The following is a 16268-nucleotide window of genomic DNA, read 5'->3' on the forward strand; positions in this document are numbered from 1 at the left end:
AAAAGGGGTTTCTCATCACCCAACGGTTGATTAGTGTTCAATCCACAGCTTAAGCGCAATACGCCTTGCGCTTAAGCCTTTTAACTAAGGTTTTAAACTAAGGCAGTCAATTCACCCAATACAATCAGCCCGCCACTCAACCCGACAAACTTGTACTTACTTTAGCAACACACAATCACCAAAAGCTTCACAAGCCTGTCAATAAACCACCAATCAACCGCGCTGAGCTTGCTATGGCTTTCAATCTCGGGACGAGCTTGTTATAACTCCCCTTCGATTGAACCTAAGCTGACTTCAGAGGTTTCTATGAACAAAGCACAACTTATCCAACGTATTGCCGCCGAGCTCAATGCATCGCAAGCGAGCACTAAACCTGTGGTTGAGCAGATACTGCAACAGATCCACGTCGCCTTGAGCGAAGGCGAGAAAATTTTCCTGCCACAATTTGGCACCTTTGAACTCAGATACCATGTCGCTAAAACAGGGCGTAATCCACAAACGGGCAAAGCCATAGAAATCGACGGTTACAATCAGCCCAGTTTTAAAGCCTCAACCGCATTGAAGCAGAAAATCAATAGCGGCGCTTAGCTTTAATGTGCAGGCACTATTTTGCGAGATTTTGCGAACATTAGTCAGCAGCCTTGATAGAAATGAGCCTCAACATAATTTGAGGCTCATTTTTTATCAAAAGAAAAATAACCGTTCCGCTTAGGGGAAAGCCTTAAACAATTAAGTAGTCGCTAAGTATTGCTCTCCTCACCTTGATAAAGTGGCGCAATATCGACATAGTCAGCAGCGTTTTCAGCACTTGGATCCTCGAGAAATGGCACACAACCGAGGAAAGGTGCTGTCATCATCTCTTTAAGGCTCGTCAGATTCTCCTCAAACATACTCATGTTCGGATCGACACGATTAGCAACCCAGCCTGCAATCTTAAGCCCATCGGCCAATATCGCCTCTTGAGTCAGCAATGCATGATTTAAGCAGCCGAGTTTCATGCCAACCACGAGTATCACTGGCAGTTCTAATCTCTGTACGACTTCCGAAAGATACCTGCCATCACCTAAGGGTAAACGCCAGCCTCCCGCGCCCTCAATCAAGCAAAAATCCGCTTGAGCAAATGCCACTAAATCTAAACTTTCAATAATAGCTTCAGGCGCTAAACTCACGCCCACTTGGGCGGCGGCAATGTGCGGTGCAATCGCAGGTTCGAAGGAAAAAGGATTGATGACGGAATAGGCCAGTTTTAGTGAAGATGACGTCATCAGCTGTAACGCATCGGCATTACGCAATCCTTCAGAGGTTTGCGCGCAGCCCGAGGCGATGGGCTTAACACCTAAAGTCAACATAGTGTTAGCCGCAAGAATACTCACAGCGGAGTCAGCATTGGCTATGAGCCCTAAACGATTCACAGCGGTTAATAATGCCGCCGAAACCAAAGTCTTACCGCTATCGGTATCTGTACCTGTTACAAAATACATATTAGATCCTTATCTGTTGCTATGAGTTGTGCTTTGTTAAGCCCACTCTCCATAAGCTAAATGTCCATATAGCTAACGATCTCTATACGTAATGTTAAAAATCCAACGTTTTCTAGATATTAGTGCTAATTGATAATGCCATGACTAAAGGCATAATATGTGAACTTTAAAACCTACGCCGAGCACGTATTTGAACTATCTGGTAGGTTAAAGGCAAACCTTGGGGTAAACGTAGCGATTCAGCTTTGGCCTGCATGGCCTGCCAATCTTGACGACCACGCAGCCGTGGAGTGAATTCTGAAGCACTCACTGTTGAACCTGAAACCCGAGTTGTTGAACTGGCGACATGTACAGAAGCCCCCACACCTTTAATTGAATAGAGTAGTGCCTTAAGAGTGTCAAAATACACTGTCATAGGGACGAGTTGCACTTCAAGTAATTGCCATGTATCGAGTTTAAATGCAGCCTTGAGTGCTTGCATCGTCGAAAAGTCATTCACTCTTAACCCTAATTCAGCTAATTGATTCAAACTCCCCTGCGCTACTAGGCTCAAATGACACTCGCCGTTAGGCTTAAGTACCCGCGCTATTTCGGCTACCGCAGCAGGAAAATCAGCACACCATTGCAGGGCTAGATTAGAGTAAATAACATCCATGCAGCCATTGGTAAAAGGTAAACACTGCGCATCGGCACATACGCCGAGATAATCGGGATAAGACTGTTTTAGCTTTTGCAGCATGCCAAGGGCAATATCCACGGCAAATACAGTTGTGGATGGATTTTGCGTAGAGAGATCCGCTGGTTGAGAGACACTGTGGTACGCAGAAAAATCCGTGCCTGGGCCAGCCCCTATGTCTAACAGATAACCTGCTGCCGAAAACTCACTGAGTAAACTGGCAGCGCTCAGGCGTTGTAATTGATTATGATCTTGGTAACTATGAGCCGCTGCAGAAAAACGTTCAGCAATTTGAGTCCCGTGCACATTGGACACAGTCCCCGCGAAAACGCCCTCATAAGAAACGCCCGCATTAAGCTCACTCAGCTTAAGATCGCAAGAAATAAACTTGTTTGACTCAAGAGCAAATTCACTACAGCTTGGATCACTAGACTTTATCAGGCTTGGCATTTTAACTAACACTCAACCATAAAAACTTAACATTCAATAAAATAACGCGATCTATAGGGTACATTTATCTGTACTCATCGGCAGATTCTCGTTCACTGACAAGCGGGATACCAACACGACTGAGCACTTGGGCTAATTGCTCAACACAAGCAGCAATATCTTCAGCGGTATGGGTCGCCGTTAAGGTAATGCGTAATCGCGCCGACCCTACAGGCACCGTCGGCGGGCGAATCGCCCCAACCCAAATGCCCGCGGCTCTTAACGCTTCGGCGACTTGCAGGGTTTGCTGCGCATCGCCAATGATCAACGGCTGAATTGCGGTATCCGAACCTAAAAGGGGCACGGCAGCATCGAGGCATAACTGTTTGAATAGCGAAATATTCTCAAGCAGTTTCAGCTGTAACTCAGGATGTGCAGTGCAGTACCGAGTCGCGGCTAACGCTAATGCGGCATTGGCGGGCGATAAGGCGGTCGAATAAATATATTCGCGGGCATTACTGACCAAAAAGTCGATCAGCGCCTGACTCCCCAAAACCGCTGCGCCTTGGCAACCTAATGCCTTACCAAAGGTCACCACTTGCACATCGATAAGCTTGGCGGCTTTATCTTTTACATCACTATTTTGATAGCCATCAAGCACCGCAAAACCATGGGCATCATCAACAATCAACCAAGTATTTTGTTGACGACAAAGCGCCGATAACTGCACGATCGGCGCACAATCCCCGTCCATGCTAAACACGCTTTCTGTGATTAACGCCGATGCGTGATTTCGAGTCAGAAGCCGCTCAGCGCTCTCAAGCGAATTATGTAAAAAACGTTTTAACTGCGCACCGCTGTCCTGCAAACCATCGATAATTGAGGCATGCACAAGTTTATCGGCAATCACAGTATCTTGCTGATCAAACAAGGTTTTCATTAACGCCGTATTAGCACTAAAGCCCGAGCAGAATAGTAATCCCGCTTCATGCCCCGTTAAGGCGCAGAGTTCACGTTCAAGTGTGACATGCGCATCACTGTACCCTGTCACTAAGGGCGATGCGCCGCTACCCACACCGTAGGTCTGCGCGCCAAGGTGCAGCGCTTCAACCAACTCAGGAACGCGGGATAAGCCTAAATAATCATTACTGCTAAAATTAACATAGGATCGCCCTTCGAACACAAAGCACGGGCTCGAAGTGGGTGCGTTAATATCAAAGCTGTGATCAACACTCAACATTTTACGTTGCCGTAATAAACCTTGCTCACGTAAGGCTTGCTGACGGGCGGCAATTTTCATCTCGAGCAGAGAACTCATCGATTTAGCCTCAAGAATGATTGTCTTAAAAATGCTGCTTGAAAAATGGAGTGCGGCCAATAAAGCTATCGGCCGCAATCAAAATAGGCTGCAGCCAACAAGGTTTACAGGCTATTCGACCTGTTTGTCGGACAACATGCACTCAGTGGTATTACAAAGCAGCCGCGTCATAGAATTGTGCCGATGACTTATCTTGATAGGCCGCCGCTTTGGCTAAAACAGCACTTTCTTCTTCCAGTTTTGCCGCGGCGCCCTGCTCGGGACGTAAGCCTAAACGTCGAAATAGCCCCATATCATCGCTTTCTTCTGGGTTTGGTGTGGTCAGCAATTTACAACCATAGAAAATCGAGTTAGCGCCAGCAAAGAAACACATGGCCTGCAGCTCATCACTCATATTTTCGCGGCCTGCCGATAACCGCACGCGGGAAAGCGGCATTAAGATACGCGCCACGGCGATAGTACGAACAAATTCGAGTGGGTCGAGGTCGTCAAGCTTCTCAAACGGCGTACCGGCCACTTTGACTAACATATTGATTGGTACTGAATCAGGATGCTGCGGTAAATTAGCCAGCTGTTGTAGTAAGCCTGCGCGATCCGTCGCCTTTTCACCCATGCCGACAATCCCGCCCGAGCACACTTTCATGCCAGAAGCGCGCACATGTGTCAGTGTATCTAAACGATTTTGATAGGTACGTGTCGTGATCACATCGCCGTAATATTCAGGCGAAGTATCTAAATTATGGTTGTAATAGTCTAAGCCAGCACTGGCTAAATCGTTCGCCTGCTCTTCCGACAGCATGCCAAGCGTCATGCAGGTTTCCATACCTAAGGCTTTAACTTCTTGCACCATTTGTTTAAGGTACGGCATGTCTTTTTCTTTTGGATTACGCCAAGCAGCGCCCATGCAGAAACGAGAGGCACCCGCGGCTTTAGCACTGCGTGCCTCGGTCAGCACAGTTTCCATCGCCAGCAAACGCTCTTTTTCTAGACCTGTGTCATAACGGGCGCTCTGTGGGCAATATTTACAATCCTCAGGGCAAGCACCGGTTTTAATCGATAACAAGCGGCTAATTTGCACTTCATTAGGATCGTACACTTCACGGTGAATGCTGTGGGCTTTAAATAACAAATCATTCATCGGCAGCGCAAATAAGGCTTCGATTTCTTCCCGCTTCCAATCATGACGAACTTGCAACTGCGACATTGAACACCCTTTTTATTCTGTTTTTTTATCTTGGCTAGGATAACCTCAGCCCTTAAACTGTCAACGCCAACCAGTGAACCCAGTTTACTAATGGCTACTTTATCACCAAAAAAAGTGAGCATTTATGCGCAATTTACTCGATTTTGACTTTGATAGCGCCCATATTTGGCATCCTTACACCTCAATGACCCGATCTCTTCCTGTTTTTGGTGTACATAGTGCAAAGGGCTGCGAGCTTGAACTCGTCGATGGCCGCAAGCTGGTCGATGGCACTAGCTCGTGGTGGGCCTGCGTGCACGGCTATGCACATCCCAAGATATTAACCGCGATGGAAAAACAGTTGCATCAACTGAGCCATGTGATGTTTGGCGGTATCACCCATGAACCCGCCATTGAACTGTGTAAAAAACTTATCGCTATGACCTGCGAACCGCTAACAAAGGTCTTTTTGTGCGACTCTGGATCTATCTCAGTCGAAGTGGCAATTAAAATGGCGCTGCAATATTGGCAAGGTCAGAGTTGGCAAGGGCGAAGTGTACATGGAGAAGAGCGACCGCTAAAACAACGCATTCTTACCGTTAAGAAGGGTTACCACGGCGATACCTTTGCCGCGATGAGCGTATGCGATCCCGAAGGCGGCATGCACACTATGTTTGGCGATGCAGTAACCAAGCAATCATTTGTGCCCGCGCCACAAACCGCCTTTGGCGAAGCCTTACAAGCCGATGATTTAACCGCAATGCGCGACATATTAAGCATTAATCACCATGATATTGCCGCAGTGATTATAGAGCCGATAATGCAAGGCGCTGGCGGTATGCGTTTCTACAGCGCAGATTATTTAACGGGTCTTCGTGCCCTATGTGATGAATTTGATGTCCTGCTGATCTTAGATGAAATAGCCACTGGCTTTGGTCGAACAGGCAAGCTTTTTGCCTATGAACACGCCCATATTACCCCTGATATCTTATGTTTAGGCAAAGCGCTGACTGGCGGTTATATCAGCCTAGCGGCAACGCTATGTACCGATAAAGTTGCCCAAGGCATAAGCCAATCTCCCGCAGGCGTGTTTATGCATGGCCCTACTTTTATGGGTAACCCGCTAGCCTGCGCCGCGGCGTGTGCAAGCTTAGACATAATTAACCGTAATGAATGGCAAGCGCAAGTGGCTGCTATCGAGCAGCAAATGCGCTTAGAACTTAAGGATGCGATTGATTTGCCGAGCGTAAAAGATGTGCGAGTGCTCGGCGCTGTCGGCGTGTTAGAGATGCACGAACCCGTCAATACCGCAGAGCTACAGCAACAATTTGTTGATTTAGGCGTCTGGGTGCGTCCCTTCGCCAACCTTATCTATATCATGCCGCCCTATATCATTAGCTCAGCACAATTAAGCCAACTCACCTGCGCGATGAAGCAAGTCGCAACAGGTATTAGCGCGGTATCAAAAAGTCTTGAGCCGCAGCTTATCAGCCACGGTTAATGTTTTAGCGCTTGACCATCTTTTAGCTTAACGCTCTTTCAACTCAATAAGCCTTCAACTTACATAGGCTTTCAAATACACGAACCCCTGCGCACTGTGCGCTAGGGGTTCGAACTGCTTGGCTTATATCAGACTCAGCAGCCCTTCCCTTGTTCGAATCTCGCATCCTCTCGATAGATAAACGCGCTAAGGTTGCAATTGCAATATTGCTCACAATTTCCATTAAAACTCTGTAATTTAGTGCATTTATTTAATCCGCCAACTGGAAATTTTATCAAAGCCAACGATGCTTATATCACTCACTTTACACAACATATCTTTCGCCAAAAGCTGACAACAACTTGAGCAGAGGGAATGGCTTAAATCGCTACACAAAGAAAAGGAGAGCATATGTTCAAACTCGCTGACATCCCCGTTAATCGAAAACTCGCACTACAGCTCATTATCGCACTCGCAGGTGCCTTAATTTTACTCACTATTTCCGTCACAGCCCTAAAGCACAACCTGATGGCAGAGCGTGAAGCACGACTTAATGCCGTATTGTCCCTCGCCAGCAGCCGTATCCAAGCGTTGTCGCAATCGCTCCCCCTAGAGCAAGCACAGCAAGCCGCTAAAGACATGTTGAACGACATGCGTTTTGATGGTGATAACTACTTGTTTGTGATTGATGAATCGAGGCACGTTATCGTTCATCCCATCAAAAAAGAACTGGTTGGCCAACAAATGGGTAATCGAGGCGAAGAGAATTATTGGTTTGAAATGGTCGAACTCGGCCGTGATGGCAAACAAGGATTAGTCGAATACCGCTGGACGACGGCGAATGGCAAATCAGCGCAGAAAATCTCACTTGTCATGGGATTTAAACCTTGGGGCTGGATCTTAGGCTCAGGTATGTTACTCCAAGATATCGAAGCCACCATTTGGAATGAATACCTCACCATGGGAGGCATTACATTTGTCATTATTGTGCTTATGGCTTGGCTAGGATATGCCATTAGCCGCTCTATTACTCAGCCATTGGATGATGTGAATCTGGCTATGCTCGCCATCACAAAAGGTGATTTAACAACTCAGCTAAAAATCTATGGTAAAGATGAACTTGGCATCTTAGCCCACAATATAAACCAAAGCATAGACTCCATTCGTAGCACTTTACTTCAAGCGAGTCATAGCGCTGACAATGTTGCACAGGCCTCGGCTCGTATCGCCTCAACTGCAGAGGAAACTAATCAAGCGGTAAATAATCAGCGGGATCAACTCGCCCAACTTGCCACCGCCATGAATGAAATGAGCGCCACTATCGCCGATGTAGCGAATAATGCGGAGAGCACAGCCAAAGATACCAAAGAAGCCACTTGGGAAGCTGGCCTTGGCGACCAAGATGTTCACGCCAGCGTAGATGGTATTCATGCTCTTGCCAAAGAAGTGGAGCAAGCGACGGATCAAGTGAATATGCTTAAAGAGGAAGTCATGCAGATCAGCGAGGTCACCTCTGTTATCAGCGCGATTTCAGACCAAACCAACTTGCTGGCACTGAATGCCGCCATTGAAGCCGCCCGCGCAGGCGAGCAAGGGCGAGGATTCGCTGTAGTCGCCGATGAAGTGAGGCAACTTGCCAGTCGCACTAGGCAATCGACCGAAGAAATTCAAAACACGATTTCATTATTGCAACAACGGGCCGTGAGCGCCGCTAAGGCAATGGATGCAAGCCGTGCACTGGCAGAAAACAGTGTGAGTCAATCGGCAAAAGCGGGGAAGGATTTATCGCTTATCGTTGCTCATATAAAACATGTGAGTGACATGGCAACCCATATCGCCACCGCCGCAGAAGAACAAAGTGTGGTCGCAGAAGACATGAACAGAAACGTGTGCGGGATTAATAACTCAGCGCTCGAAGTCTCTGAATCGGCAACTTATTTGGCTCAAGAAAGTGAAAGTTTGGCCGAATTATCACTGAATTTAAACAATAAACTGGCCGTATTCAAACTCTAGTCATGTATTTAGTTACACCCACAAACCTGTGTCAAACCGTTTAGCCAAGATAAGCCGCATAAAAAATTACGCGATTATCTTGGCATTTCGTTAAACGTGCCGACGTCACTAAACTCATGTTACCGAACACGTATACCAAGCTTATTTTACCAAGCTAGAAATCAAGGCACGTAGCGCGGCAGGTTTTATCATTTTCGCCATATAGTGATAGCCGCGGCGTTGCACATCTTCCACCAGCTCTTTGCGGGTATTGGCGGTAATCAAAATACCGGGTAAATCTTGTCCATAAAGCGCGCGAATACCGTCCATCGCATCGACGCCATTTTGGCCATCATCTAAGTGGTAATCCGCGAGCACAATATCAGGCGCGACGCCTTTCAGTCCTAGTTTAATGCGTGCATCGGATAAATCTTTTGCACAGATAACCTCACACTGCCAGCGGCTTAATAAGCTTTCTAATCCAGCTAAAATGGCCTCTTCGTTGTCGATACACAACACTTTGATACCCGATAACGGCTGCAGCAGCGACGGTAACGCTTTCACTTGTGGCTGACGCACAGTTTCTCCAAGCGGAACACAAATGGAGAAGACCGAGCCGCGCCCTAAATAGGATGAAACCTGAATACCGTGTTCTAACACTTTACTAATGCGATCAGCAATCGCTAGACCTAAGCCCAAGCCGCTAACATTGTTGCTCTTAGGATTATTCAACCGCTTAAATTCTTTGAAAATTTCTTGGGTTTCTTTTTCATCAATACCACAACCCGTGTCTAACACTTGGATTTCAAGGTAATGACCTCGATGACGACAACCAAATAACACTCTGCCACCGCGAGCATAACGGTAGGCATTCGTTAAAAAGTTTTGCAGGACACGCCTTAACAGCGAAGGATCGGAATTAACGGTTGCGCTGCATGGGATCATCTTAAAACGAATTTGGTTATCCGCCGCCATCGCTTCAAATTCAACGGATAAGCCATTGATCAGTTCTGAAATCGCAAAGTCACGGCGATTAACATCCACCATGCCAGAATCGAGTTTAGAAATATCCAGCAGATCGGTGAGCAACTCGCCGGCAATTTTTAGCGAGCTATTCACATGGGATAAGGTGGTTCTGGCCTCACGATCTAGATTGGGATACTGAGATAACGACGCAGTGAATAATCGCGCAGCATTAAGTGGCTGCATTAAATCATGGCCGACGGCGGCCAAGAAGCGACTCTTAGAAGCGTTAGCGATTTCTTCCTGCGCTTTAGCCTCCAGTAACTCACTGTTTAACATAGCCAATTCATAGGTACGTTCGTTAACACGGCTCTCTAAGGTTTCATTGGCCTCAAGCAGCGCGCGCTCCTGTTCGCGATACTGAGTAATGTCGGTAAAGGTCATCACAAAGCCGCCATCTGGCATAGGATTTCCCTGAATTTTTATCACTTTACCGTCCCTGCGATGGCGCTCAGAAGTGTGCGGCGTGCCATTACGCATATGCTGCACCCGCTGCTCAACCTGCTGTTCTATTTCCCCTTCACCACAATAACCCCGCGCCGCATTAAAGCGGATCACTTCACTGATCGGCATGCCCTGCTGCAAAAATCCATCGGGATATTGATACAGCTCCACATATTTGTAATTCCATGCCACAAGATTGAGATCGTTATCGATAACACTCATGCCTTCATAGGCGTGTTCAATCGCGCCGCGCAACATGTCTTGGCTGAGCATGATTTTCGATGAGGCTTCATCGACCAGACTAAAGACTTCATCCAGCGCTAAATCGCGCCCTTGCAGCACGGAATCCATCACTAGCGCTGCGCTTGAAGCGCCGAGCACCCCCGCCAATAAACGTTCAGTGTGGGAAATCAACTCCGGCGGCGCCGCTTTATGCCAACTATCACTTTTTACCGCATCAATCGAGAAACGGCTAAAACTCTCATAGGCGCGTGTTGGGCTAACGAAGCGACTCGCCAGTATCAGTAAATCTTGCTGTGAAATCGGACCATTTTTCTTATTAGTGCTGTTTTTCAATTTGCCAGGGCTCACAAAAGCACTGGCCTGAATACGCTCAGCCACACCGGCTCTAAACCAAATAGAACCCAAAATATAACAGGCGATATTGGCAAAAAGAGCCGTCAGCGCATCACGCACATTGGGTGTTATCGCATCTAGTAGGCCTTTCTCGCTCGCAACGCCAGACAAGAACACCGATGAGCTTTGCACATCTGTCATGCCCTGCAACATGATGTAGAACCACAACGTAAAGCCCACGCCGAGCCCTAAAAATACCCCAGCACGATTGCCGTGTTTCCAATAGAGTCCACCGACTAAAGCTGGCGCGAGTTGGGCAAAAGCCCCAAAAGACAACATACCTAAATGGGACAAGGAATCACTGTCTGATAATGCCAAATAGCTGCCATAGCCTAAGCCAAGAATAATCACGATCGCCAAGCGGCGGGCATTAAGTAACAGGTGCGAGAACTGACTGAAGTTTTTCTCGCGGATATGACCCGTGCGCAGCATCACTGGCACCAGCCATTCATTACTTACCATCACACTGATAGTTACTACAGCAACAATGACCATACCCGTTGCCGCAGATAAGGTGCCCAGCAAAGCAATCACAGCCAACAAGGGTTGATCTAACGCCAGCGGTAAATTAATCACATAGGTATCGGCCGACACGGAGTCTCCGAGGATGAGCTTCCCCGCCAAGGCGAGCGGTCCAACGAATAAACCGAAAAGTGCTAAATAGATGGGAAACAGCCAACGCCCTTTTGACAACACGGACTCATCGGCGCATTCCACCACCATTACATGGAACTGCCTTGGCATACATAAAAAGGCCGCCATTCCGACGAGTAACTCAGGCATTAAAGCTTCAATACGTGGATTGGGATAATTAATTAGTGACTGCGCATTGGCCTGCTGCCAAATATCCCCAAAACCATCGAACACTCCGAAACTGATGACGATGCCGACCAACAAAAATGCGGCAAGTTTCACCAGAGACTCAAAGGCAATCGCAAGCATCATGCCGGGATTATGCTCGGTCGCATCGAGTTTGCGAGTACCAAATAAAATGGCAAATATGGCTAACAGCGAAGTGATCAGTAACGGAATCGTCACGCCATCGAGGGGATCGTCTGCGGGTTGAAACAAATTAAGGCTGAACACCATCGCCTTAAGCTGCAGGGCGATATAGGGCATGATACCAAACAAGGCGATTAAGGTGACTAAGGCGGCTAAAGTTTGAGATTTGCCATAACGGGCGGCAATAAAGTCGGCCACTGAGGTGATATTTTGCGCCTTAGACACTAATACCATCTTGCGTAACATGCCAAAACCTAGAGTAAAAATCAGAATAGGGCCGATAAAAATCGGTAAGAAAGACCAAAAATCCTTAGCCGATTGCCCAACTGTGCCTAAAAAACTCCACGAGGAGCAATAAACCGCTAAGCTCAGACCATAGATAACGACCTGAAGCTTTTTAGTGATCTGAGTAAACCAACGCTCCGCCCCCCAAGCCAATAGGAATAAAAGCGAGACATAACAGACGGCAATAACAGCAACGACTAAGGTTAAATTCATACTTTGCTCTTTTTTCTGATTATTGTGCGATAAAACCTGTCTAAAATCTAGCCGGATTTTTAATGCAACAGACTAAATATAAAGGAAAATTTAACACTAGACCAAGGTCTAATGGAGTTGCCGCCCCCTTGCATACCATACTCAGTCCACGCAATTTTTCAAAAGGGAAGCCCTATGAGCTCGCAGTCTCTCTACAAAGTCTCCGGCAATATCGCTGCCAATGCACTTGTAAACAACGATAAATATAAAACAATGTACCAAGAGTCGATTGTCAATCCTGAAGGTTTCTGGAGAGAACACGGCAAGCGTATTGATTGGATAAAACCCTATACCAAAATTAAAAAAACCTCTTTTGATGACCATAATTTATCGATCAATTGGTTTTACGATGGCACCCTGAATGCTTCAGCCAACTGTTTAGACCGTCATTTAGCCGAGCACAGTGATCGCGTGGCGATTATTTGGGAAGGCGATAACGCCAGCGAACAACGCAAAATCACCTACGGTGAATTACATGCAAATGTGTGTAAGTTTGCCAACGCACTGCGCAGCCAAGGCGTGCGCCGCGGTGACATAGTCACGATTTACATGCCTATGGTGCCAGAAGCCGCAGTGGCTATGCTCGCCTGTGCCCGTATCGGCGCTGTGCACTCCGTGGTCTTCGGTGGTTTCTCACCGGATTCTATCGCCTCTCGCGTGATTGATGGCAAATCAAAAGTCATCATTACCTCAGATGAAGGTATGCGCGGTGGCCGTGCTATCCCATTGAAACGCAACATCGATGATGCTTTAAAAAACCCTGATGTCACTACCGTTGAAAAAGTTATCGTGCTTAAACGCACGGGTGGCAAAGTGGATTGGGTAGAAGGTCGTGATGTTTGGTGGCATTCACTGATGGAAACCGCATCTGAATACTGTGAACCAGAGGAAATGGACGCCGAAGCGCCGTTATTCCTGCTGTATACCTCAGGTTCAACCGGTAATCCCAAGGGCGTATTGCACACCACTGGTGGCTACATGGTTTATGCGTCTATGACCCATGAGTATGTGTTCGACTACAAAGCGGGAGAAGTGTACTGGTGTACCGCCGATGTGGGTTGGATCACTGGCCACTCTTACATGGTTTACGGCCCACTTGCCAATGGTGCGACTGTGCTTATCCATGAAGGTGTGCCGAATCATCCAAGCCCTGCCCGTTTAGGCGAAATGATTGACCGCCATAAAGTGAACATTCTATATACAGCGCCAACCTTAATTCGCGCATTGATGGCAGAAGGTAAGCAACACTTCGATAAGTTCGATGGTAGCAGCTTGAGGATCATGGGCTCGGTAGGCGAACCTATCAACCCTGAAGCGTGGCGTTGGTACCATGAGGTCATAGGTCATGAACATTGCCCTATCGTCGATACTTGGTGGCAAACTGAAACGGGCGGCATTTTGATCACGCCACTGCCAGGCGCGACCGATACTAAACCTGGCTCAGCTACCCGTCCGTTCTTTGGCGTTCAACCCGCCTTAGTGGATAACATGGGGAATATTTTAGAAGGTGAGAACGAAGGTAACTTAGTGTTACTCGATTCTTGGCCGGGCCAAATGCGTACTGTGTATGGCGACCACGAACGATTTGTACTGACCTACTTTAAAACCTTCCGCGGCATGTATTTTACCGGTGACGGTGCACGCCGTGATGAAGATGGCTACTACTGGATTACTGGCCGCGTCGATGACGTAATCAACGTATCCGGCCACAGATTAGGTACTGCAGAGGTCGAAAGTGCGCTGGTATCACACGAACTGGTCGCCGAGGCAGCAGTAGTTGGCTACCCACATGATATTAAAGGCCAAGGTATTTATGCGTACGTCACGCTAACCCGCGGCACTGAAGAAACCGAAGAGCTACGACAAGAGCTGCGTCAATGGGTTCGTAAAGAAATTGGTGCGCTGGCAACCCCAGATCTCATCCAATGGGCGACGGGCTTACCTAAGACACGTTCGGGCAAGATCATGCGCCGCTTCCTGCGTAAGATTGCCGCTAACGAAGTGACCAACTTAGGGGATGCATCAACCTTGGCCGATCCAGCTGTGATCGAGACCTTGATTGAATCACGCTTGAATCGTACTGAGTAATATCCGAGTGACGAACAACGTCCACAACGCTTAGTCTATGCCCAATAGGCTAAGCGTAACCTGAACCTCCCTTTTTAAACCTCAGGTTAAAAGTGAACCCTGTTGAGAGAGTGTGTGTGATTGCTCCTTTCTCTAGCTTGCCCCTCCAACCAGGGGCATTTTTTTTGCCTGTTATGTTAAGCTTGCAGCCTCACTTTTATTCAGCATAGATTTTTTATCAGCGTGTCAGTCAAACTCAGAGACTATCAACAGCAAGCGGTTAATGCCGCCATCGCCCATTTTAGGCAAAGCCAAGCTTCCGCCGTACTCGTATTACCCACAGGCGCCGGCAAAAGCATAGTGATCGCCGAACTGGCACGCATCGCCAAAGGCAGAGTATTAGTGCTCACCCATGTGAAAGAATTAGTTGCACAAAATGCCGAGAAAGTCGGCCTCCTCACCGCACAAGCCAGTATCTATGCGGCGGGGCTTAATCAAAAAGCCACAGAGGGGAAAACCGTCGTTGCCAGTATTCAATCGGCGGCGCGGGGGTTAACCCAGTTCGATCAGCCGTTCTCGTTAGTCATTATTGATGAATGCCACAGAGTCAGCCTAGAAAAAACCAGCCAATATCAGCAAGTACTCAACCATTTACGCACGAAAAATCCCCAATTAAGATTGCTCGGTCTCACCGCCACACCCTATCGCCTTGGCACTGGCTGGATTTATCAGCAACACTATCACGGCAAAGTGGGGTCTCCCGAACATGCCGTGTTCGAACATTGTGTGTTTGAGCTACCCATCAGGCCGCTCATTAAGCAAGGTTACCTCACAGCGCCAACCCTGTTTGATGGCCTAAGTGCCCAGTACGACTTCAGCCAACTTAAAGCAAACGAGAATGGCGAGTATGCCGAAGCCGAGGTTAACGATTTACTGGGACATTACGGCCGCGCGACCACTGCGATTGTGAAACAACTCATTGAACTGAGCCAACATAGAAAAGGCATTATCATTTTTGCGGCAACGGTGCGCCACGCTAATGAGATTTTTGGCCAACTCAACCAAGCTCACGCTGCACAAAGTGCCATTATCACAGCACAAACGCACGACAATGAACGTGACGCGACGATTGAACGCTTTAAAGCCCAAGAGCTTAAGTTTTTAGTCAACGTGGCTGTGTTGACGACAGGCTTCGACGCGCCCCATGTGGATTTGATTGCAATTTTGCGCCCTACCGCCTCAGTCAGTCTGTTTCAACAAATGATCGGCCGTGGATTGCGAATCGCTGAAGGCAAAAAAGATTGTCTTATCATCGACTATGCTGCCAATGGTTATGACTTGTATTTCCCTGAGGTCGGCCAAGCTAAACCCAACAGTAAATCGGTCCCCGTGCAAGTGCATTGCCCAGTATGCGATTTTGCCAATATATTCTGGGGACTCACGGACGACGATGGCGACATTATCGAACACTTTGGTCGCCGCTGTCAGGGCATAGTCGAACAGCAAGGTAAAAAGCTGCAGTGCGACTTTCGATTTAGATCTAAATCTTGCCCTGATTGCGGCGAAGAGAATGATATCGCGGCGCGCATTTGCCAGCACTGCCAATCGACCCTCATCGATCCCGATAAACGCCTACGCCAAGTGCTCAGCCTGCAGCACCATCATTTATTCCGCTGCCAGCATATGAGCCTCATCGACGATGGCGGCAATCTGAAAGTGCAGTACCTCGATATCGACGGTAATGAATTCAATCGCCGCTTTAAATTACAAACACCGGCCCAGTGGCGAGCCCTATATGCCTTATTCATCTTTCCCCATAGCCGTACACCGGGATTAAAACCGAAAAAATACACTAAGGTGACAGAGTTAATCAGCGACGCGGATAAATTCCGCATGCCCGATCTCTTGCTGCTGAAGAAACATAAAAAAGGCTGGGATCTGCTCGAAAGCTATTTTGATTATCAAGGTCGCTATCAAACTGAAAATAAACGTGGCTGACA

The 16268-nt window shown here is 47.7% G+C and carries 10 protein-coding genes; 5 read left to right on the forward strand and 5 right to left on the reverse strand.

What is annotated here, in order from left to right:
• Positions 1–306 precede the first annotated feature (306 nt).
• Entirely contained in the window at positions 307–588 is a 282-nt protein-coding gene (locus RA178_RS13605) for an HU family DNA-binding protein (protein WP_263235445.1), read from the forward strand.
• A 152-nt stretch (positions 589–740) separates the two neighbouring features.
• Here RA178_RS13605 and bioD read toward each other — a convergent pair whose 3' ends face one another.
• From bioD to bioB, 4 genes are all read right to left on the reverse strand, one after another.
• A complete protein-coding gene (bioD, locus tag RA178_RS13610; protein WP_263163129.1) occupies positions 741–1481 on the reverse strand; it encodes a dethiobiotin synthase in 741 nt (246 codons plus the stop codon).
• Between the two features lie 166 nt (positions 1482–1647).
• Entirely contained in the window at positions 1648–2607 is a 960-nt protein-coding gene (locus tag RA178_RS13615) for a methyltransferase domain-containing protein (protein WP_306682283.1), read from the reverse strand.
• A gap of 64 nt (positions 2608–2671) precedes the next feature.
• On the reverse strand, positions 2672–3904 hold the full coding sequence (locus tag RA178_RS13620) for an aminotransferase class I/II-fold pyridoxal phosphate-dependent enzyme (protein ID WP_306682285.1): 1233 nt from the start codon (positions 3902–3904) through the stop codon (positions 2672–2674).
• Between the two features lie 151 nt (positions 3905–4055).
• Positions 4056–5108 (reverse strand): biotin synthase BioB, encoded by a 1053-nt coding sequence (gene bioB, locus RA178_RS13625; protein WP_263138231.1) that lies wholly within the window; start codon positions 5106–5108, stop codon positions 4056–4058.
• A 124-nt stretch (positions 5109–5232) separates the two neighbouring features.
• Between bioB and bioA the strand changes: the two genes are divergently transcribed.
• A complete protein-coding gene (gene bioA / locus RA178_RS13630) occupies positions 5233–6588 on the forward strand; it encodes an adenosylmethionine--8-amino-7-oxononanoate transaminase (protein ID WP_306682287.1) in 1356 nt (451 codons plus the stop codon).
• 390 nt (positions 6589–6978) lie between these two features.
• Positions 6979–8580, forward strand: coding sequence for a methyl-accepting chemotaxis protein (locus tag RA178_RS13635; protein ID WP_173496542.1), 1602 nt, complete (start codon positions 6979–6981; stop codon positions 8578–8580).
• Between the two features lie 141 nt (positions 8581–8721).
• Here the strand turns inward: RA178_RS13635 and RA178_RS13640 are convergent, their stop codons facing one another.
• The gene (locus RA178_RS13640) at positions 8722–12162 is read right to left on the reverse strand and encodes a hybrid sensor histidine kinase/response regulator (protein ID WP_306682289.1); all 3441 of its coding nucleotides are present in this window, start codon (positions 12160–12162) and stop codon (positions 8722–8724) included.
• A gap of 174 nt (positions 12163–12336) precedes the next feature.
• On the opposite strand from RA178_RS13640, the gene acs reads away from it, so the two are divergent.
• A complete protein-coding gene (acs, locus tag RA178_RS13645) occupies positions 12337–14289 on the forward strand; it encodes an acetate--CoA ligase (RefSeq protein WP_306682291.1) in 1953 nt (650 codons plus the stop codon).
• Between the two features lie 222 nt (positions 14290–14511).
• Positions 14512–16266, forward strand: a complete 1755-nt coding sequence (radD, locus tag RA178_RS13650) for a DNA repair helicase RadD (protein ID WP_306682293.1) — start codon at positions 14512–14514, stop codon at positions 16264–16266.
• Positions 16267–16268 lie beyond the last annotated feature (2 nt).

It is taken from the genome of Shewanella oncorhynchi (assembly GCF_030848765.1).
Taxonomy (GTDB): domain Bacteria; phylum Pseudomonadota; class Gammaproteobacteria; order Enterobacterales; family Shewanellaceae; genus Shewanella; species Shewanella oncorhynchi.

What these genes read in the sequence shown, in the direction of transcription:
- RA178_RS13605 (WP_263235445.1), top strand. Translation starts at nt 307, where the DNA reads ATGAACAAAGCACAACTTATCCAACGTATTGCCGCCGAGCTCAATGCA.
- bioD (WP_263163129.1), bottom strand. Translation starts at nt 1,481, where the DNA reads ATGTATTTTGTAACAGGTACAGATACCGATAGCGGTAAGACTTTGGTT.
- RA178_RS13615 (WP_306682283.1), bottom strand. Translation starts at nt 2,607, where the DNA reads ATGCCAAGCCTGATAAAGTCTAGTGATCCAAGCTGTAGTGAATTTGCT.
- RA178_RS13620 (WP_306682285.1), bottom strand. Translation starts at nt 3,904, where the DNA reads ATGAGTTCTCTGCTCGAGATGAAAATTGCCGCCCGTCAGCAAGCCTTA.
- bioB (WP_263138231.1), bottom strand. Translation starts at nt 5,108, where the DNA reads ATGTCGCAGTTGCAAGTTCGTCATGATTGGAAGCGGGAAGAAATCGAA.
- bioA (WP_306682287.1), top strand. Translation starts at nt 5,233, where the DNA reads ATGCGCAATTTACTCGATTTTGACTTTGATAGCGCCCATATTTGGCAT.
- RA178_RS13635 (WP_173496542.1), top strand. Translation starts at nt 6,979, where the DNA reads ATGTTCAAACTCGCTGACATCCCCGTTAATCGAAAACTCGCACTACAG.
- RA178_RS13640 (WP_306682289.1), bottom strand. Translation starts at nt 12,162, where the DNA reads ATGAATTTAACCTTAGTCGTTGCTGTTATTGCCGTCTGTTATGTCTCG.
- acs (WP_306682291.1), top strand. Translation starts at nt 12,337, where the DNA reads ATGAGCTCGCAGTCTCTCTACAAAGTCTCCGGCAATATCGCTGCCAAT.